General features: G+C 63.4%; 16 protein-coding genes and 1 pseudogene. 6 read left to right on the forward strand and 11 right to left on the reverse strand.

What is annotated here, in order from left to right:
• Positions 1–63: 63 nt before the first annotated feature.
• Complete coding sequence (gene argE / locus ACIP1G_RS13075; protein ID WP_400737462.1) at positions 64–1224, reverse strand: acetylornithine deacetylase; 1161 nt, start codon at positions 1222–1224, stop codon at positions 64–66.
• On the reverse strand, positions 1217–1894 hold the full coding sequence (locus ACIP1G_RS13080; RefSeq protein WP_400737465.1) for a DUF1028 domain-containing protein: 678 nt from the start codon (positions 1892–1894) through the stop codon (positions 1217–1219). Before ACIP1G_RS13080 ends, argE begins: the two co-directional genes overlap by 8 nt.
• A gap of 445 nt (positions 1895–2339) precedes the next feature.
• On the opposite strand from ACIP1G_RS13080, the pseudogene ACIP1G_RS13085 reads away from it, so the two are divergent.
• Positions 2340–3742 (forward strand): annotated as a pseudogene (locus ACIP1G_RS13085) (flavin-containing monooxygenase).
• Positions 3742–4158: a RidA family protein gene (locus ACIP1G_RS13090; RefSeq protein WP_012271993.1), complete on the forward strand. Its 417-nt coding sequence runs from the start codon at positions 3742–3744 to the stop codon at positions 4156–4158. Before ACIP1G_RS13085 ends, ACIP1G_RS13090 begins: the two are co-directional and overlap by 1 nt.
• On the opposite strand, the gene ACIP1G_RS13095 is transcribed toward ACIP1G_RS13090, so the two are convergent.
• From ACIP1G_RS13095 to ACIP1G_RS13110, 4 genes are read right to left on the reverse strand one after another with little or no spacing between them, the layout of a single operon-like run.
• Positions 4149–4946 carry a sugar phosphate isomerase/epimerase family protein gene (locus tag ACIP1G_RS13095; RefSeq protein ID WP_400737467.1) on the reverse strand — a complete coding sequence of 266 codons (798 nt, stop codon included), beginning with the start codon at positions 4944–4946 and terminating at the stop codon, positions 4149–4151. The two genes, ACIP1G_RS13090 and ACIP1G_RS13095, sit on opposite strands and share 10 nt — an antisense overlap.
• On the reverse strand, positions 4943–5683 hold the full coding sequence (locus ACIP1G_RS13100) for an SDR family NAD(P)-dependent oxidoreductase (protein ID WP_400737469.1): 741 nt from the start codon (positions 5681–5683) through the stop codon (positions 4943–4945). Before ACIP1G_RS13100 ends, ACIP1G_RS13095 begins: the two co-directional genes overlap by 4 nt.
• Entirely contained in the window at positions 5680–7029 is a 1350-nt protein-coding gene (locus tag ACIP1G_RS13105) for an MFS transporter (protein ID WP_400737472.1), read from the reverse strand. The genes ACIP1G_RS13100 and ACIP1G_RS13105 overlap by 4 nt, the downstream gene beginning before the upstream one ends.
• Positions 7030–7071: 42 nt before the next feature.
• The gene (locus ACIP1G_RS13110) at positions 7072–7899 is read right to left on the reverse strand and encodes an amidohydrolase family protein (RefSeq protein ID WP_400737475.1); all 828 of its coding nucleotides are present in this window, start codon (positions 7897–7899) and stop codon (positions 7072–7074) included.
• 147 nt (positions 7900–8046) lie between these two features.
• On the opposite strand from ACIP1G_RS13110, the gene ACIP1G_RS13115 reads away from it, so the two are divergent.
• Positions 8047–9000 carry a LysR family transcriptional regulator gene (locus ACIP1G_RS13115; protein WP_400737477.1) on the forward strand — a complete coding sequence of 318 codons (954 nt, stop codon included), beginning with the start codon at positions 8047–8049 and terminating at the stop codon, positions 8998–9000.
• Positions 9001–9173: 173 nt separating this feature from the next.
• Here the strand turns inward: ACIP1G_RS13115 and ACIP1G_RS13120 are convergent, their stop codons facing one another.
• From ACIP1G_RS13120 to pgm, 4 genes are all read right to left on the reverse strand, one after another.
• A complete protein-coding gene (locus tag ACIP1G_RS13120; protein ID WP_400737479.1) occupies positions 9174–11579 on the reverse strand; it encodes a TonB-dependent siderophore receptor in 2406 nt (801 codons plus the stop codon).
• Positions 11580–11645: 66 nt separating this feature from the next.
• Positions 11646–12590, reverse strand: a complete 945-nt coding sequence (locus ACIP1G_RS13125) for a FecR domain-containing protein (protein ID WP_400737481.1) — start codon at positions 12588–12590, stop codon at positions 11646–11648.
• Entirely contained in the window at positions 12587–13099 is a 513-nt protein-coding gene (locus ACIP1G_RS13130) for a sigma-70 family RNA polymerase sigma factor (RefSeq protein ID WP_400737483.1), read from the reverse strand. Before ACIP1G_RS13130 ends, ACIP1G_RS13125 begins: the two co-directional genes overlap by 4 nt.
• Before the next feature lie 404 nt (positions 13100–13503).
• A complete protein-coding gene (pgm, locus tag ACIP1G_RS13135) occupies positions 13504–15141 on the reverse strand; it encodes a phosphoglucomutase (alpha-D-glucose-1,6-bisphosphate-dependent) (RefSeq protein WP_400737485.1) in 1638 nt (545 codons plus the stop codon).
• Positions 15142–15437: 296 nt separating this feature from the next.
• Between pgm and ACIP1G_RS13140 the strand changes: the two genes are divergently transcribed.
• The 3 genes from ACIP1G_RS13140 (at position 15438) to ACIP1G_RS13150 (ending at position 17657) form a co-directional block, all read left to right on the forward strand.
• A complete protein-coding gene (locus ACIP1G_RS13140; RefSeq protein WP_400737487.1) occupies positions 15438–16085 on the forward strand; it encodes a DUF1345 domain-containing protein in 648 nt (215 codons plus the stop codon).
• 120 nt (positions 16086–16205) lie between these two features.
• On the forward strand, positions 16206–17087 hold the full coding sequence (locus tag ACIP1G_RS13145) for an RHS repeat-associated core domain-containing protein (RefSeq protein ID WP_400737489.1): 882 nt from the start codon (positions 16206–16208) through the stop codon (positions 17085–17087).
• Between the two features lie 309 nt (positions 17088–17396).
• Positions 17397–17657 carry a DUF1652 domain-containing protein gene (locus tag ACIP1G_RS13150; protein WP_014590699.1) on the forward strand — a complete coding sequence of 87 codons (261 nt, stop codon included), beginning with the start codon at positions 17397–17399 and terminating at the stop codon, positions 17655–17657.
• On the opposite strand, the gene ACIP1G_RS13155 is transcribed toward ACIP1G_RS13150, so the two are convergent.
• Complete coding sequence (locus ACIP1G_RS13155) at positions 17654–19741, reverse strand: putative bifunctional diguanylate cyclase/phosphodiesterase (RefSeq protein WP_400737492.1); 2088 nt, start codon at positions 19739–19741, stop codon at positions 17654–17656. The two genes, ACIP1G_RS13150 and ACIP1G_RS13155, sit on opposite strands and share 4 nt — an antisense overlap.
• Positions 19742–19892: the final 151 nt, after the last annotated feature.

Consider the following 19892-nt stretch of genomic DNA (forward strand, 5'->3'; position numbering starts at 1 on the left):
ACAACCTTCAGACCCAGTGCAGTACCTGTAGGAGCGGGTTCACCCGCGAAGAAGCCAACACCGTCAATCCTGCTTGAGGTAGTCCACCAGCCTGAGCAGCATGGCATCACAGCCCTGCAACTGCTCGACACTGACGAACTCATCCGGCTTGTGCCCCTGGTCCATGCTGCCAGGCCCGCACACCACGGTCGGGATGCCCGCCTTGTCGAACAGCCCGCCTTCGGTACCAAACGCCACCGTGCCGAATTCATCCGACCCACTGAGCAACGCCACCAACCGCGCGGCTTCACTGTCCTCTGGTGTAGCCAGCCCCGGGTAGGCACTCAAAGGCTCCAGGCGAATGGCACTGTCGGCATTGACCTTGCGCATACGCGGCAGCAGCTCGGCCTCGGCATAAGCCTGCAACTGCTCGGCCACCGCCTGCGCCTCGAACCCCGGCAATGCGCGCACTTCAAAATCGAATTCGCACTCGGCTGGCACGATGTTCAGCGCCCTGCCCCCTTTGATCACCCCGGTTTGCACCGTTGAGAACGGTGGGTCAAAACGCTCGTCGTGATGCTCAGGCAAGGCCAATGCATCACCGATCTCTCCCAACCTGCCGATCAGCTTCGCCGCATACTCGATGGCATTCACCCCATACGGCGCATACGCCGAATGGCAGGCCGCGCCATGCACCTGGCAGCGCATCGCCAGCTTGCCCTTGTGCCCCAGCACCGGCTTGAGCTCGGTGGGTTCGCCGATCAGGCACAGGCGCGGTTTGTGTGGGCGCCGTTCAAGCGCTGCCAGCATCGAGCGCACGCCCAGGCAGCCGACTTCCTCGTCATAGGAAAACGCCAGGTGTACCGGCATGCGCAAGGGCTGGGCGAGGAATGCGGGCACCGCCGCCAGTACCGAAGCAATGAAACCTTTCATGTCGGCCGTACCGCGGCCATACAGGCGCCCGTCGCGTTCGCTCAGGGCAAACGGATCGACCGTCCAGGCCTGGCCATCCACTGGCACCACATCGGTATGCCCCGAAAGCACTAGGCCACCGACATCCTTGGGCCCGATGGTGGCGAACAGGTTGGCCTTCGTGCCTTCCGGGTTATGAAACAGCTCACTTTCCACCCCCAGCTCGGCGAGGTAGTCACGGATGAAGCCGATCAGTGCCAGGTTGGAGTCGCGGCTGACCGTGGCAAAGCCGATCAGCCGGGCCAGCAGCGTGCGGCTGGCAAACTCACTCATCACCCGGCACCCCGTAGCTTGGTGCGGCGGTCGGATTGAGGGCACGGGTGACGTAATCCTGCATCTGTGGGCGGTAGGCTTGCCACAGGCCATCGAGCACACCGATCGGGTCGGCATCGGCCCAGTCAACGCGCAGGTCTACAAGTGGCCAGGTCAATTCGCCGGCGATCTTCAACGCCGCCGAATGCACCGGCCCGGCCTCACCGCCAGCAGCCATCGCCGCGTGCATGGCCGCCAGCAGGCGGTCGGCCAGGTGCCCGCCGGCCTGTTCAAAGGCCAGCACCATCGCTTCGACCACCTGGGTCGAGGACAGCAGGTTACCGGCTGCTGCGCATTGCTCACCGGCAACGGCATTGTGCGTGCCCAGCGCCTCGCGGCCAGTGAACAGCGCCACCTGGCCGTGGCTGTCGATCACCGTGACCTGACGGTACTCGCTCCAGCCATTGGCGCTCAGTATCCGGTCCAGCGCTGCGGCAGGCGGCAACTGGCCCCGCTCCATGGCATCGAGAATCTGCGGGCCCAGCGCCGGCAGGGTGATGTTCTGGGTAGAGACCGCGCCCACGCCGGCCCGCACCCACGGGCAACGGGCGCCCACGGCGATGCTCGACGAGCTGATGGCAATACCGACCTGGCCGGTTTCCTGGCAACGACCAATGATGGAGAACGTCATGTCTAGGTTCCTGTTGTGCTGTGCGATACACGGCATTCTGGGTGGACCTTTCGGCAGGCGAAACGACCTTTTTCCGAGGGGGTAGGCAGGAAAAAACTAGGCTCGGGCGGAGATCGAGCGCCGCCCGCGCGGCGCTTCGCGGCTAAAGCCGCTCCTACATTTGTTTCGGGCCAATTATGCCTGTGGCATTTGTGCGCGAACGCCGTGGCGTACACCTCGAAATCGCGTCGTACAAACAAGGCGGTCGCGCGCGCCAGGCACAGGATGCACTGGCCCGAAACAAACGTAGGAGCGGCTTTAGCCGCGAAGCGCCGCGCGGGCGGCGCTCGATCTGCGCACCACCTCAAAATCCACGACATGCACCCGACCAACCCACCCCACAAGCCAAATAACACAAGGCCTTCGCCGTTTTATCGGCAAGCACCAGCTAAATACTATTTTCGCCATTTCCACAGCATCCCTAGTCTGGCCCCAGGCAACGGCGGTCCTCCAAACCGACCTGACAAAAACCGCCTTAACAAGGGCTCGGACATGACACTGAACAACTTCGAAATCGACACCCTCGTGGTCGGCGCCGGCCAGGCCGGCGTGGCCATGAGCGAACACCTGAGCAAGCTTGGCGTGCCGCACCTGGTGCTGGAGCGCAACCGCATTGCCGAGGCCTGGCGCACTGGCCGCTGGGACTCGCTGGTAGCCAACGGCCCGGTCTGGCACGACCGCTTCCCAGGCCTGGAATTCAACCTCGATGCCGACGCCTTCGCCGGCAAGGACCAGGTCGCCGACTACTTCGAGCAGTACGTACGCAAGTACAACCTGCCAGTGCGCACCGGCATCGAAGTGAAGCGCGTGGTGCGCAACAGCGACCGCCCAGGCTTCACCATTGAAACCAATGAAGGCGTGATTCGCGCCAACCGTGTGGTCGCTGCTACCGGCCCGTTCCAGAAACCGGTGATCCCGGCCATCGCGCCGAAAGACAGCAACCTGCACCAGATCCACTCCGCCGCCTACTTCAACCCAGAGCAACTGCCTGAAGGCGCAGTGCTGGTGGTGGGTGCCGGTTCCTCCGGCGTGCAGATCGCCGAAGAGCTGATGCGTGCCGGGCGCCAGGTGTACCTGTCGGTCGGCGCCCACGACCGCCCGCCACGCGCCTACCGCAACCGCGACTTCTGCTGGTGGCTGGGCGTGCTGGGTGAGTGGGATGCGGAAATCGCCAAGCCCGGCCGCGAGCACGTGACCATTGCCGTGAGCGGTGCCCGCGGCGGCCACACCGTGGACTTCCGTGCCCTCGCCCATCAGGGCATGACCCTGGTCGGCCTGACCCAGTCGTTCGAGAACGGCGTGGCGCGTTTCCAGGACAACCTGGTCGAGAACATCAACCGTGGCGACGAAAACTACCTGGCCCTGCTGGATGCCGCTGATGCCTACATCGAACGCAACGGCCTGGACCTGCCGGAAGAGCCCGAAGCACGCAAACGCCTGGCCGATCCAGCTTGCATGACCAACCCGCTGCAGCAGCTGGACCTGGCGCAGGCCGGCGTCAGCAGCATCATCTGGGCCACCGGTTACGGCGTGGACTTCAGCTGGCTGCAGGTAGATACCTTCGACGCCAACGGCAAACCCCAGCACCAGCGCGGCGTGGCCCGCGAGCCAGGCGTGTACTTCCTTGGCCTGCCGTGGCTGTCGCGCCGTGGCTCGTCGTTCATCTGGGGCGTATGGCACGACGCCAAGCACGTCGCCGGCCACATCGCCACGCAACGCACCTATACCGCCTACCGCGACCGCGAACAGCGCGAAGCGGATGAGCAAGACAACCTGATCAGCAACGTCAGCACCCTCGGAGCCCACTGATGCCTACCCATACTCGCATCCGCATGTTCAACACCAAGGAAACCTACCCCAACCAGACCCTGGACAACGACCTGTGCCAGGCCGTGCGGGCCGGTAACACCATCTATGTGCGTGGCCAGGTAGGTACCGACTTTGAAGGCAAGCTGGTGGGCCTGGGCAACCCGCAGGCGCAGACCGAGCAGGCGATGAAGAACGTCAAGCAACTGCTTGAAGAGGCCGGCTCTGACCTGTCGCACATCGTCAAGACCACCACCTACATCACCGACCCGCGCTTCCGCGAGCCGGTGTACAAGGAAGTGGGCAAGTGGCTCAAGGGCGTGTTCCCGATTTCCACCGGGCTGGTGGTGGCCGGCTTGGCCCAGGCCGAGTGGCTGATGGAGATCGACGTGATCGCCGTGGTACCCGATCAGGAATGACCGGCAGCCTGTAGCGCACGGGTTGAGCGTGCAGCGGCGATCAAGCGCGCTTGCCCGTGCAAATGGGCACACGGTACTTCTGCACTGACGCTCACGTCCTTCGGCAATGCGGCGAGCAACTGCACCAGCGGCAGTTGCCCGTCGCCTGGCAGCAAACGGCCCTCGCGGGCTTCCTGGATGATCAGCTCGTCGGCGGGCGCCTGCAGCGGTGCATCACATAGCTGCACCGCTCGCAGCCAACGCGGGTCGAGCAAAGCGATGTCCGTCACCTGCCCACCCGAACGGAACAGGTGCAAGGCATCGACCAGTACGCCGGCGTTGTCCTGCCCTGCCCCCGTCACCACCGCGCAAGCCTGTTGCAGGTTCGCCACCGACCGCCAGCGCATGAACTCCAGGTCTACCCGCAGACCATGGCCACGCGCCAGTTCACACAGCGCTGCAAAGTTGCCGGTCAGCCGCGCAACATCGTCATCGTCCCCGGACACCGTCAGGCTCTGCGCACCCAACTCGGCACCTGCGGCCAGTAGCGCTTCGTAGTCGGCGACCTGTGTCTGTGCCGTCAATGAAACAAATTCGATGTCGCTAACACGCACACCTTCCCCCGCCATCACCGCCCGCAGCTCACGCATCGCCTGGCTACCCGCCGCTACGGGATAGGCCTGCGCCCCCGGCATGACCGGGTGCAAACGCAGCCCTACCGCGCTGAAGCCGGCGCGGCGCGCCTCACGCACCAGCCTGGCCGGCGCCAGCTCCAGCGCCGTCAGGTGCGCCACACCCAGGCCATTCAATAGGTCGCCCTCCCGCCGCTGAGGTCGAACACAAAGCCGGTGGTAAAGCTGCACTCGGGCCCGGCAATCCAGCTGACCATGTTGGCGATTTCCTCGGCCTTGAGGAAGCGCCCCATGGGGATCTTGGCCTTGCTCGCGGCAATATGCTCGGCGGTCATCTCGGCCATCAGCGGTGTCTCGACCATGGCCGGTGCCACGCAGTTGAGCAGCACGCCGTCCTGCGCCAGCTCCTTGGCCGCCGCCTTGGTGAAGGCGATGACCCCGGCCTTGGCTGCCGAATAGGCCGAGATGTACTGCACGCCATCCTTGCCGGCCATGGAAGCGATATTGACGATGCGCCCGTAGCGGTTTTCACGCATGTGCGGGATGGCGGTGCGGCAGCAATAGAACACCCCGTTCAGGTCGATGCCGATGACCTTGTCCCAGGCCTCTGGCGGGTACTCCCACGAGGCCACCACCGGGCCGTTGATACCGGCGTTGTTGACCAGGATCTGCACCTGCCCCAAACGCGCCAGTGTCTCGGCGAAGGCGGCCTCCACCGACGCCAGCGATGACACATCCACCGCTTGGCGCAGCACCGGCTCGAAGCCATTTTCAGCGCTGCTCCAGCCATCGACGGCGAGGTCCCAGATCACCACCTGGGCGCCGGCAGCATGCAGCCGCTGGGCGATCGCCAGGCCGATGCCACGCATGCCACCGGTCACGATTGCGGTCTGGCCTTGCAGGTACTGGCTCATTGTTTTGCTCCATTTTCGACAGAAGGAATATCCGGCAAGCGACGCAAGTCACTGACCATGAACAGGTAGCACAGCGCACCAAGCACGGTGATCGACGCCACGAACGCCAGGGCCCAGACGAACGAGCCGGTCAGCGAAACGATGATGCCGATGGTCAACGGGGTGACGATGCCGGCCGCGTTGGCGAACAGGTTGAACAGGCCGCCACTGAGGCCCAGCAGGCCTTTGGGGGCGATATCGGACACGATCATCCAGGCCAGCGCCGACATGCCCTGGGCGAAGTAGGCGATACACAGGATGGCGATCACCAGCGCGTCGGACTCGACATAGTTGGCCAACACGATCACCGAGGCGGTGAGCAGCCCGGCGATCACCGGCAGCTTGCGCGCCACGTTCAGCGAGTAGCCGCGGCGCAGCAAGGCGTCGGACAGCCAGCCGCCAACCAGGGTGCCAAGCGAGGCGGCAATGAACGGCAGTACCGCCACCCAGCCGACCTTGAGCCAGGGCATGTGCCGCTCGGTCACCAGGTAGGTGGGGAACCAGGTGAGGAAGAACACGTTGGTGGAGTTGCAGGCGAACTGGCCCAGGCAGATGCCGAGCATGTTGCGGTGCTTGAGCAGCGCCGGGATCTGCGACCAACTGAACGCTGTGGCCTTCTGCCCGCCATCGACCACCCCGCCGCCTGCGGCGATGTAGTCCAGTTCGGCCTGGTTGGCCGTAGTCGTCTGGTACGGTTCGTGGTACTTGCGCCACCACACCAGACCGTAAAGGATGCCCAGCAGGCCCACGGCCAGCAGCAGAAAGCGCCAGCCGTAGGCGTGCAGTACCCAGAACAGCAGCGGCGTGAGGAACGCCAGCCCGGTGTATTCGGCAAAGGTGTAGATACCGGTCGCCCTGGCCCGCTCGCTCTGTGGGAACCAGGTGGCCACCACGCGGCTGTTGGTCGGGAAGCACGGGGCTTCGGTTGCCCCGACCAGGAAGCGCATGCCCAGCAGCGACAGGAAGCCCTGCGCCAGGCCTTGCAGGCCGGTGAACAGCGACCACAGGGTCAGCGCCAGCCAGTAGGTCAGCTTGGTACCCAAGCGGTCAATGAGGATACCGCCCGGAATCTGTGCGGCGGCGTAGGTCCACGAAAACGCGGAGAAGATCACCCCCATCATCGCCGCGTTCAGGCCAAGGTCGGCACTGATGCTGGGCGCGGCAATGCCCATCACGCTGCGGTCGAGGTAGTTGATCATGGTGCCGCCGGAAATCAGCGCCAGGATCATGAAGCGGGTGCGGGTGCGTTGCTGCGCACGCGCCGGGGTGTCGAACACCCCGAGGCTGGCGTTCTGTTCAGTGTTCATGACGATTGCTCTCTTGTTATTGGAATGGCAAGCAACAGGTTTCTAGGCAAACCCGAACAGTCGGCGCGGGGTGTCCCACATCACCGTGCGGCGCTGCCGGGCATCGGGCATCAGGTGTTCGGCCAGTTTCAACAAAGGGCCGTAGTCGACCCGCGAGCGCTGGCGAATGAACGGCCAGTCGGAGCCCCATACGCAGGCCTCGGCGCCAAAGGCTTCGAGCAAGGCGTGAACGTAGGCACTGCTCTGTTCCAGCAAGGCATCGGCTGCGGCGAACTTCTGCATGCCCGACAGCTTCACGCAGGCGCGGCCACTGTCGGCCAGCCTCAGCAACGCCTGGAAACCGGCTTGCTGCACCCCGGCGGCAACATCCGGGCGGCCGCAATGGTCGATCAACAGGCGTGCCTGCGAGCCTTGCAGCAGGCCATGCAGGTCCAGCAACTGGTCTTCACACACCTGTACCTGGGCAAACAGACCAAGCTCGGCGAGCTTGCCGAACAACGGGTCAACGCCCTTGAGGCTGGATACCCCATACAACGCGGGGTTGAAGGCGATGCCGACCACGCCCTGTGCCTGCAATGCCGACAGCGCGTCGAGGGTGATATCCGGCGCGACCACCGCCACCCCCTTGAAGCGACCCTGCCCGGTGGCCAAGGCATGCAGCAGGCAGCGGTTGTCGGTGTGATAGCCACTGTTGGGCCCAACCAGCAAGGCATGTTGCACCCCATAGGCGTCCATCACCCGGGTGAACTGTTCCTGGGTGGCGACTTCCTGGCCAGAGGGCGCGTAGGGCGCATCGGCGTGGTAGGGGAAACGCGCGGGGTCAAACAAATGGTTATGGCAATCGATCTTCGCTTCGTCAAAGATGTTCACGCAGCACTCCCTTCAAGCGCCACTGCGCTTGCCTGCAGATCTTGTTATGGTGCGCCGCAAGGGCGATCAGGCTGGGTTCACGATACTGCGTGGCCGGGTTTGGCGCACATACCCAGATGGCGAAGACCATAACCGAAGGTAATAAATATGCTGCTTGGCAATGAAGGCGCGGATGCCAGCCCGATGGTGTTCAAACTGCGGCACATGGAAGTGTTCCGGGCGGTGATGCTGACTGGCTCGATCAGCGCTGCGGCCAAGCTGCTGTATGTGTCGCAACCGGCAGTAAGCAAGCTGATCCAGTACATCGAAGGTCGGCTGGCCTACCCACTGTTCGAGCGCATCAACAACCGCCTGGTGCCGACGGCCGAAGCGCAGGTGCTGTTCCGCGAAGTCGAGCGGGTGTACCAGGCTGCGCTGGAGGTCAACGAGTGCGCCCTGGCACTGGGCGCCGGTGGCCAGCGCAAACTGCGCATTTCGTGCAGCGCGTCGTTGTCGACGGTGGTCATCCCGATTGCCCTGGCACAACTCAAGCGGGAGTCGCCATCGCTGAACATCGAATGGCAGACCTCGCTGATGGGTGAAATGCCCAACCAGATCCTGTCGAAAAAAGTCGACCTGTCGATTGCCGCCCTGCCCGTGGTGCACGATCACCTGCATTCGCAGGCGTTCATGCGCGGACGCATGGTGGTGGTGATGCCGCCCGGCCACCCGCTGGCCGGGCAGGCCGCGCTGACCTTGCAGCAACTGGATGGTCACCCCTTGCTGCTGTTCCGCCCCGACATGCCGTTTGGCAAACTGCTGGCCGGGCATATCGAGCGCCGTGGCCTGCAGCTGAAATCACTGTTGTCGTTCACCAATGCCAACGAAGCCGTGGCGCTGGTCAAGCAAGGCATGGGTATCAGCGTGATCGACGAGTTCGTGGCGCAGGACAGCGGGTTGGCGGTGGTGCCGTTGGCCGATGAGATTCACTTCGATATCAGCTTTGTCTACTCGCGCTTCGAGCCGCCGTCGCATGCGGCGCTGCATTTGATGCGGGTGTTGCAGGGGCAGGCACAGAAGCTGGGGCGGGCTGACTTCGCAGGCTTACGCGATCCCCTGTAGGAGCGGCCTTGTGTCGCGATGGGGCGCGCAGCGGCCCCACACTTTCAGCTTCGCCGCTGAAACCGCCGGGGCCGCTTTGCGGCCCTTTCGCGACGCAAGGCCGCTCCTACAGGGATCGCGTAAGCATTGGATTCACGTTTTCACAGGGAATGAGCAAGGCCTGCCTGCCGGGCTTAGAAACCGACTGTTGCCGACAGCAGGTAGGTGCGCGGGGTGGACAGGGTCAACCCCGGCTCACTGTCATCCGACGCCCCCGCCGAACTCCAGTAACGATCATCCAGCACGTTCTCGACACTGGCGCGCAAGGTCACCTCGGTAGCATCCACCTTGAACGCGTAACGCGCCCCCAGGTCATACCGCTCCCAGCCATCGATCTGCTTGCTGTTGTTCTGGTCCAGGTACTGCGAACTGGAGTGAATACCCCGCGCCGTCAAAGTCAGGCCGTTCACCCCTGGCACATCCCACTCGGCGCCAAGGTTGACGTTGTACTCGGGCGTGGCCGGCGCGCGGTTGCCGTCGTAGGCACCACCGACGGTGTCGGTCAGCTCGCTGTCGATGTACATCACCCCACCCAACACCCGCACGCCTTGCAGCGGTTCACCGAACACACTCAGCTCGATGCCGCGGTTGTCACGCTTGCCGTTGGGGCCGAACACCCGTGAGGTGGCATTGGTCTCGTAGGCCGGCTGGCGAATGCGGAAGGCGCTGGCGGTGAAGGCCACCTGGCCGAGGTCGTACTTGGCCCCAACCTCGACCTGGCGGCTGGTGAACGGCGGGAAGATCTGGTCTTCGTTGATCGAGGTCGATGGGGCGATCTTGCCCTGGCTCAGGCCCTCCATGTAGTTGGCGTACAACGACAGCTGGTCGGTGACCTTGAGCAGCACGCCACCGGAGGGCGAGACCTTCTCTTCATCGTAAGCCGTATCGCCCTTGATGCCGTCGCTCCAGTCATCCACCTGCACCCGCTGCCAGCGCGCGCCCAGGGTCAGCAACAAGCGGTCGTCGAAAAAGCCCAGGGTGTCGGCCAGGGCCACGCCGGAGAAGCGGTTTTCCGTGTAGACCTCGGGGTCGAGGCGGGTTGGCGTGCCCGGCGTCGGCGTGGCTACCGGGTTGTACAGGTTGCTCGGCGCCGAGGCATAGCGCGCACCGCCGTTGGTGAAGTCCATGTAGAAGTAGCTGGCGGCCAGGTTCAGCTCATGGCTGACCGGCCCGGTATGCAACCATTTGCGCAGGCCGGCCATGGCCGTGCGCACCGATTCATCGCGGGTGAAGTCACGCGGCTGCACGGTGAAGTCACCGGCATCGTTGATGATCGACACGTTGTGGCGCAGGAAGTCATGGTTGCTCTTGCGCGCGCCGACCGCGCCATAGGCCAGCAGCGACTCGCTTAGATCGTACTCGGCAAGCAGCGCGCCAAAGGTGTCGTTGGTGCGCGCCTCGCTCCAGGCCTGGGCGTAGTTGTGGCGTACATCGTTGGCATCCGGCACCTTGGCGTTGGCACCTACCAGCACGCGCTCCTGGGGCGCGTCGGTATCACGCTCGGTATGCCCCAGGTCTGCCGACAGACGCAGGCGCTCGCCGCGAAAATCCAGGCCCAGCACGGCCATTTCGCGATCGACGCTTTGATGATCCCATTCGGTATCACCGGACTGCTTCACGCCATTGAAGCGCACGCCAAACTGGTCGCCCTCGCCAAAGCGGCGGCCAACATCCACTGCACCGCCCGCCTGGCTGCCGGAGGCAAAGCTGCCGGTGAATTCGGTAATCGGCTTGTCGCCTGCCCGCTTGGGCTGCACATTGATACCGCCGCCCACGCTGCCACGCGGCGAAATGCCGTTGAGCAGCTGGCTGGGGCCTTTGATGATGTCGACCCGGTCGGCCATTTCCATGTCGATCGAATAGGTCGGCAAGATGCCGTACAGGCCGTTGTAGGCGACATCGCTGTTGAACAGGCTGAAGCCACGAATGGTGAACTGCTCGAAGCGCCCGCCGGCCGGGTTGGTGGCGCGTACCGAGGGGTCGCTGGCAATCAGCTCGCCCAAGGTGCGCGCCTGCTGGTTCTTCACCAGTTCGCTGGTGTAGCTGGTAATGCTGAACGGCGTTTCCATGAAGTCGCGCGAGCCGAGCAGGCCTTGCGCACCTTGGCGTGCTACCTGGCCACCGGCATAGGGCTGCGTTTCGTTGCCTGCGGCCAAGCCACCGACGATGCTGGTCGGGGCGATTTCCAGGGCACTACCGGCCTGGGGCGCCGGCATCAGGGTGAAGGCCCCCTCACCCACCGGCAGCAACTGCAAGCCGCTGCCGCGTAGCAGCTGAGTGAAGCCTTCGTCGACGCTGTAGGTGCCAGACAGGCCGTTACTTTGACGGCCTTTGACCAGCGCCGGGTCCAGCGAAATGCTGACACCTGCCTGGTCGGCAAATTGGGTCAACGTAGTACCCAGGCTGGCAGCGGGTACCTGGTAGGCATGCCGGGCCGGTTCATCGGCCCAGGCGGGTGCGCACAACAACAGGCTCATGGCGAACAACGGACGCACTGCACACACCAACGGGCGCAGGCGGCTAGACATTACTGCAGGCATTGAACAAGGCTCCCCTTTATTTGCTCCTACCGGTAATGACCGGCGAAGGAAAAAAAGGGGACAGCCTCATGCACGATTTTCTCGTGCGCTCAGGCTCACCCAATAACGTGTGCGCGTCTGCACCTGCAACGGCAGGCTGGCGGCGAGCAAGGCCAGCACCCGGTCGGTATCGTCGAGGCGGAACGTGCCGGTAACGCGCAGGCCCTCCAGCTCCGGTGCCCAGCGCAATACCCCAGGGCGGTACCTGCGCAGTTCGTGCAGCAACTCGCCCAGTGGGCGGTCGTCCAGGCGCAGCACGCCTTCGCGCCAGCCTAGCGGCCAGGCATCAAAAGCTTTCGCAGGACCGACGCCTGCCACCCGCAAACTGGCCTGCTGCCCGGCCAGCAACAGCACTCCCGGGCCACCCAACGGCTGCAGGCGGGCCGCCCCATTGACCACCGACACCCGGCAGGCGTCATCAAACAGACGCAGACAGACCTCACCGTCATTGAGCGCCACCTGGCCGTAAGGCACTTGCAAGGTCACGCTTACGTCAGAGGGTACCTTGACCGCTACTTCACCGCGCAGCAGTGTCAGGCGATGGGCACCAAGGTCGATATCCACTGCACTGTCGGTGTTCAACTGCAGGAAGGTGCCATCGCTCAGCAGTACCTGCCGGCGCTCGCCTACCGAGGTGCGCAGGTCGGCTGTCCAGGCCTCCAGCGGCAACTCGCGGCTCACCAGCCAGGCCGCCGGCAGCAGCGCCGCCACGCCCAGGGCCTGTTTGAGAAGCGCGCGGCGGCCGGCATCCGGACGGTCCAGGGTGGCCATTGCCAACGGCCCAGGTAACCCGGAAAAACGCGCGCGCAGCAATGCTGCCTTTTGCCAGGCGTCTTCGTGCAAGCTACTGCTGGCGCGCCATTGCGCCAGGCGCTGCAAGTCCGTTTCGTTGGCGTCGCCAGAGTCCAGCAGTGCCAGCCAACGCGCCGCAGCACGTACAGCTTCGCGGGTGTCGGGGGAGTGGCTGGTCATTGCAATTCGGCCAGCAGGCAGTGTTCGTAAGCCTGCGCCATGTAGCGCTTCACCGAGCGCTGGCAAACGCCCAGGCGCTCGCCGATTTCGGCATAGCCCAGGCCTTCCAGCTGGCTCCAGAGAAAAGCCTTGCGCACCGGCGCCTTCAGGCCGTCGAGCAGTTCATCCAGCGCTTGCAGGGTTTCCAGTAATATCCAGCGCTGCTCTGGCGAAGGCACATGCTGCTCGGGCAAATGCGCCAAGGCGTCCAGGTAGGCCTGCTCCAGGCTGCGCCGCTGGTGGAAGTTGCTCAGCAGGCGCTTGCCCACGGTCAGCAGGTAGGCGCGTGGTTCACGAATGTCTGCCAGTGGCTGGGCACTGGCCAGGACGCGCAGGAAGGTATCCTGGCTGAGGTCGGCGGCATCCCAGGCATTGCCCATGCGCCGGCGCAGCCAGTTTTCCAGCCAGCTGCGATGCTCCCGGTACAGGGCAGGCAGGCTAGGCTCCGGTGGCGGCGCGGCGTCGATCATGGGGAAGGCCCTGCGGCGGTGTAAATAAGATTAATTCTAATTTACATCGCATTGCAGCACCAGATGGTTTGTGCCGTTGAGGGGGTTTGGCTTGAATTTTGTGGTGCAGGTGAGATCGAGCGCCGCCCGCGCGGCGCTTCGCAGCACAAGGCTGCTCCTACATCTGTTTCGGGCCAATTATTCCTGTGCCAGGTGGGTGGCAGCCTTGGTGCATGGCTGGAGATTGATGAAGAGCAGCGTCTCCTTCGATATCGAAGGGAACAAACAAGGCGGACAGCGGTGACCTCACAGGATGGACTGGCCCGAAACAGATGTAGGAGCAGCCTTGTGCTGCGAAGCGCCGCGCGGGCGGCGCTCGATCTCACTCACAACCCAAAGCCCAAGCCAGGCACTTCATGCCCCAATCAGGCAATCGCCGCATCCACCAACACCTGCGCTTCCTGTACCAGACGCTGCAAGTGCGCCTCGTCGATGAAGCTTTCGGCGTAGATCTTGTAGATGTCTTCAGTGCCCGAAGGGCGTGCGGCGAACCAGCCGTTGGCGGTCATCACCTTCAGCCCGCCAATCGCCTGGCCGTTGCCCGGGGCATGGCTGAGGATCTGCACGATCGGCTCACCAGCCAGCTCGGTCGACTTCACCTGCTCCGGTGCCAGCTTGCTCAGCAGGGCCTTCTGCCGTGCATCGGCCTTGGCCTCGACACGGGTGGCGAACGGCTTGCCCAGCGCCTCGGTCAGGTCGGCGTAGGCCTGGCTCGGGTTACGCCCGGTGCGGGCGGTCATCTCGGCAGCCAGCAAGGCCGGGATCAGCCCGTCCTTGTCGGTGGCCCATACCGAACCATCACGGCGCAGGAACGAAGCACCCGCACTTTCCTCGCCACCAAAGCCGAGCGAGCCGTCGAACAAGCCCTGGGCGAAGAATTTGAAGCCCACCGGCACTTCGTACAGCTCACGGCCCAGGCGCTGGGTGACGCGGTCGATCAGGCCGCTGGAGACCACGGTCTTGCCGACTGCGGCATCGCTACGCCATTGCGGGCGGTGGCGGTACAGGTAGTCGATGGCCACGGCCAGGTAGTTGTTCGGCTGCAGCAGGCCGTCGGGGGTGACGATGCCGTGGCGGTCATGGTCCGGGTCGCAGGCGAAGGCCACGTCGAAACGCTCGCGCAGGCCGATCAGGCCCTGCATGGCGTACGGCGAGGATGGGTCCATGCGGATCTGGCCGTCCCAGTCGACGGTCATGAAGCGGAAGGTTGGGTCGACTTCAGTATTCACCACTTCCAGGTCAAGCTGGTAATACTTGGCAATTGCCGACCAGTAGCGCACCCCTGCCCCGCCCAACGGGTCCACGCCCAGGCGCAGCTTGGCATTGCGGATGACGTCGAAGTCGATGACGTTTTCCAGGTCGGCCACGTAGTTGCTCACGTAGTCGTGGCGCTGGGTGGTCGGTGCCTGCAGCGCCTGGGCATGGTCCATGCGCTGGACGCCTGCCAGGTTCGCAGCCAACAGTTCGTTGGCCTTGGCTTCGATCCACTTGGTCACGTCGCTGTCTGCCGGGCCGCCATTGGGCGGGTTGTACTTGAAGCCACCGCTTTGCGGCGGGTTGTGCGACGGGGTGATGACGATGCCGTCGGCCAGACCCTGGGTGCGGCCACGGTTGTAGCAGAGGATGGCGTGGGACACGGCCGGGGTGGGCGTGTATTCGTCATCCTTGGACAGCATTACCTGCACGCCATTGGCTGCCAGCACTTCCAGGGCGCTGGCGGTGGCCGGTGCAGACAGGGCATGGGTATCGGCACCAATGAACAGCGGGCCGTCGATACCCTTTTCCAGGCGGTACAGGCAAATGGCCTGGGTAATAGCCAGTACGTGATACTCGTTGAAGCTCAACTCAAGCGAAGTGCCCCGGTGCCCCGAAGTGCCAAAGGCCACTCGCTGGGCCGCCACGGCAGCATCCGGGCGGCCGGTGTAGTAGGCGGTGAGCAGTCGGGGGATATCGACCAGCACGCTGGCCGGAGCCGGCTTGCCTGCCAAAGGACTGAGCGTCATGCAAAAACCTCGAGTTCAACGGATGTTGGGGTTGGAGTGTGCAGTGTACTGAGAGTTGCAATGCCGTGCGATGGGCGGCAAAGAAAACAACAGGCCACGCGAACCCTTGTAGGAGCGGCCTTGTGTCGCGATCGGGGTGCGAAGCGGCCCCACACTTTCAGCTTCGCAGCGACAATCGCCGGGGCCGCGCTGCGGCCCTATCGCGACACAAGGCCGCTCCTACAGGGACCGCGCATGCCGCTCAACTGTATCAGGACGGTCTAGAGTAGTAGCCATGCCCCCGCAATCGAGGCCCCATGGCTTTCCACCGCCTGACCCGCACCCACCCCCGCCTGAGCATCGCCGCCGTGGTCGGCCTTGCCGGCGCCTGGCTGATCCCCGCTGGCGACAGCGTGCAGCACATCCTCGCTGGCTGGAACCTTGGCGTGTGGTTGTACCTGCTGCTGGTGCTCTACCTGACATGGACCGCCAGCCCGGAAAAGGTGCGCAAGGTGGCCCGCGTCGAAGACGAAAACGCCGGCCTGGTCCTGCTCACCGTGTGCATCGCCGCCATCGCCAGCCTCGCCGCCGTCACCCTGCAACTGGTTTCCAGCCGCGGCCTGCAAGGCACGGCCCTGGCCCTCCACTACCTCTACACCGGGCTGACCGTGGCCGGCTCCTGGCTGCTGATCGGCTGCATCTTCAGCCTGCACTACGCCCGGCTGTTCTACACCGGGCATACCCACGAACCGCCCCTGCGCTTCGCCGATGGTGAGCGCAACCCGGATTACTGGGACTTCCACTACTTCTCTTTCACCCTCAGCGTGGCGGTGCAAACCTCCGACGTGGGTGTTGCTGGGCGCGGCCTGCGGCGGGTGGTGCTGGCGCATTCACTGGTGGGGTTCGTGTTCAATACGGCGATTCTGGGGTTCACCATCAACATTGCTGCTGGCATTTTCGATTGAGTCTGGATCACCAATCCATCCACCCGAAAAACTGATATTTCTACCAGTAGACCTAAAGAAGTAACCGACTTACATTTTTTCGACGAAAAAAATTCAGTCCATGAATACGGCCGAGCTCCCATGCACAAAAATATTTATTTTTACAAGAACAGTATGCTGTGCACTGAAATAGGCACTATATCGAAACATTATTTACGTGCAGATGGGATAATCGTCGGTCAACGTGATTCGCGCTCTGCCGCGTGCCAACTATTGCAATGTGATCTTGCGACGACTGTGTTAGGCCTCTCGACTACGCCCGCGAAATGTAGATATTCACCTTATGGTTTTCGAGAAACGAATGATCATGTGTCAGAATTCGGCTTTGCTGGCAAGCGTCTGGACAAGGTCAGTGGATGCTACCCCTTAGGCAATGGGCATCGGTTCTATTCACCTATGCTTACGCGCTTCATTCAAGCGGATGCGCTGTCGCCATTTTCCGCAGGTGGGATAAACGCATACGCTTATTGCCAGGACGACCCCATTAACCGCCACGATCCTAGTGGACGATTCTTCGAGTGGCTTAGGAGAAGCGTATCAAGATTGAACCTCTGGCTTTCCCCGGAAACACCGTCCCCCTCCAGGCGAAGCTCTTTGACCACACAAGACACCACGATAGAAATTGAGCCGCTGATACCACAAATAATCGACGAGCTTACCGAGGTAACAATCGGAGCTGCAAATCACGTGCTGTCGGCTACAGTGAATGATTTGACACGACCTTTCACGGAGGGCCGAAGAGCAATTACACACCAATGGAACAGGCTTCCGGATCCAGTCCAGCAAGCGCTGGTAGTGGGCGCGACGTTTACCATTGTTCCCGCTGCATTAACAACCGCTCTGGCCGCAGCAAGGACAGGCTCATTCTTGCCTGTCACGCCGACTGATTTCTACAGCATCCTATTTTACGGCCCTACGGACGCTCAACGTATCGCGCTTGACTTGCGCCGAAACTCATTCTGATTCCTGAAAGACCACTCGAAAGTTTGAACTGCTTATACCGTTCGTCCGAAAAGAGGGTGGGCCGGATGGCGATTGCAGCCGCAGATTCCATGAGGCAGCACGCAGCTATCGGCCATGGAAACGTTTGCCAGGGAGGCCGCTGCCCAAATGCTATCCATACCAAGGATGTGACCCCGGTCATGCATTAGTACATTTGTCTTATTCACCGCCGAGTATCGGGCGTGGCAGGTGCTATGGTTACCTTCCCAGCGGCCGCATCAATGTGGCCACCCGCTCACCACGTCCAGGCAAGGACAAGGAGGCTGGCATATGAACAAGATGACGTTCCCCAACGCCTGCCAGGTGATGCGCTGGCATTTCCACCCGCTGGGCTTCGAAGCCAGCATGGATGCGCCACGCAGCATGGTCGCGCGGTTGTTCGATCGCGCCAGCGGTGAAACCCTGCTGGCGATTGCCGGCATCCCTTGCGCGGCGATCATGGCTGCAGCCGATGTAGAGCGCATCATCGAGGCCGTCGAAGCGGAGATGGATGCCTTCATCCCTACCTTCACCCTGCGCGACGCGGTTTAACCTGCGACGGTAGTTTCCTGGCGCATGAGCTGCAACTTGCCCATGAACTGCTCGGCCGGCACCGGCTGGCCTAGCAGGTAGCCCTGCAGCGAATCACAGCCCAGGCGGGTCAGGAAGGCCTGTTGCTTGTCGGTCTCTACCCCTTCGGCAACGATACGCAGGTCCAGTGCCTGGCCCAACGCCACGATCGCCGAAACGATCGCCGCATCGTCACTGTCCTGCTCCAGGTCGCGCACGAAGCCGCGGTCGATCTTCAGCTCGTTGGCCGGCAGGCGCTTGAGGTACATCAGGCTGGAATAGCCAGTGCCGAAGTCGTCGATGGACAGGTCCACGCCCATGTCGGACAGGCGCTGCAGCACCGTCAAACTGGCATCGGCGTCGTGCATGGCGGTGGTTTCGGTGATTTCCAGGGTCAGGCAGTTGGCCGGCAGGCCGTTCTGCTGCAGCGCCCGGGCCACGCTCTCGACCAGCCCGGCGTGGCAGAACTGGATGGCCGACAGGTTCACCGCCATGCGCCAGTCCTGGTGCCCCAGGTCCAGCCACTGGCGCATTTGCCGGCAGGCTTCGTCGAGTACCCATTCCCCGATAGGGATGATCAAGCCGGTCTTTTCCGCCAGGCCGATGAAGCGGTCAGGCAGCAACAGGCCCTGCTGCGGGTGCTGCCAGCGCAGCAAGGCCTCGGCGCCGATCGGTTGGCAGGCCTGGGCGTCGAACTTGGGCTGGTAGTGCAGGCGGAACTGGCGCTGCTCAAGCGCCTGGCGCAGGTCCTGCAGCAACTGCAATTGCTGGCGGGCGTTGCTGTTCATCGACACGTCGAAGAAGCTGTAGCCGTTCTTGCCGGCGCTCTTGGCGTGGTACATGGCGGCGTCGGCATTGCGCAGCAACTCATGCTGGTCCTGGCCGTTGCCCGGGTACAGGACAATGCCCAGGCTCGCCGTCAGTTGCAGGTCGTGCTCGGCCACGCGGAATGGCCGCGACACCAGGTTGACCTGCTTGACCGCCACGTCCATGGCATCGTTCGGCTCCTGCAGTTCCACCAGCAGCACGAACTCGTCGCCGCCGATGCGCGCCAGCGTGTCCTGGCTGTGCAGGTGGCCGCGCAGGCGCGCTGCCACGGCTTTTAGCAGCAAGTCGCCGATATGGTGGCCAAAGGCATCGTTGACCGGTTTGAAGCCATCCAGGTCGATGAACATCAGGGCAAAACAGCCGCCCTGCTCCGTCACTTTGGCGATGGCCTGCTCGATGCGGTCGGCCAGCAAGGTACGGTTGGGCAGATCCGTCAGCGTGTCATGCAGGGCCAGTTGGGTGAGTTCCTGGTTGGCCAGGGTCAGCGAACGGGCCAGCTCGGCGGTGCGCGCCTCCAGGCGGGCGTCCAGCACCGAGGTCAGCAAGGCCACCGCCAGTACCGCCAGGGTGGTGATCAGCACCAGATAGACCAGGCCATCACCCTGTAGCCCACCGGCCAGCGCGCCACAGAAGCTACCCTCAGGGAAATTTGCCGCAGCCATGCCGGTGTAGTGCATGCCGACGATGGCAAAACCCATGACCACCGCCGCCAGGCCACGGATCTGCCGCACATAAGGGGTGTGCTTGCGCAGGCGGAAGGCGATCCACAAGGCCGCCGCCGAGGCGCCCACGGCAATCAGCAGCGAGGCACCGAACAACGCTGGGTCATAGTCGATGCCCGGCAGCATGCGCAGCGCGGCCATGCCGGTGTAGTGCATGCAGGCGATGCCGGCGCCCATGATCAGTGCGCCGAAACACAACTGCAGCCCCGGCAGGCTTGGCTGGCTGACCAGCCACAAGGCAAAGCCCGAGGACAGCACCGCGATCAGCAGCGAGAACGCGGTAAGGGTGAGATCGTAGCCCAGGTTGATCGGCAGGCTGAAGGCGAGCATGCCGATGAAGTGCATCGACCACACGCCAATGCCCATGGCCAGCGCGCCGCCGCCCATCCACAGGTAGGCAGCCCGGCCCTGGGCCGTGGCGATGCGGCCGGTCAGGTCCAGGGCGGTATAGGACGCCAGGATCGCCACGCACAGCGAAATCAACACCAGCGAAGAGGAGTAGCTACCGGTCAGCATTGGGGTTCCAGGGCCGGGACAGGGGGCCCGGAAAAAGCTGACGATTGTACTCAAGCTTTGGCGAAACGCACGGGGTTTTTGCGAATGGGAATGGATCCAAAGATGTGGCCGAGTACGATCCCTGTGGGAGCGGGTTTACCCGCGAACACCG

The sequence above is a fragment of the Pseudomonas sp. NPDC089392 genome, assembly GCF_044749595.1.
GTDB lineage: Bacteria > Pseudomonadota > Gammaproteobacteria > Pseudomonadales > Pseudomonadaceae > Aquipseudomonas.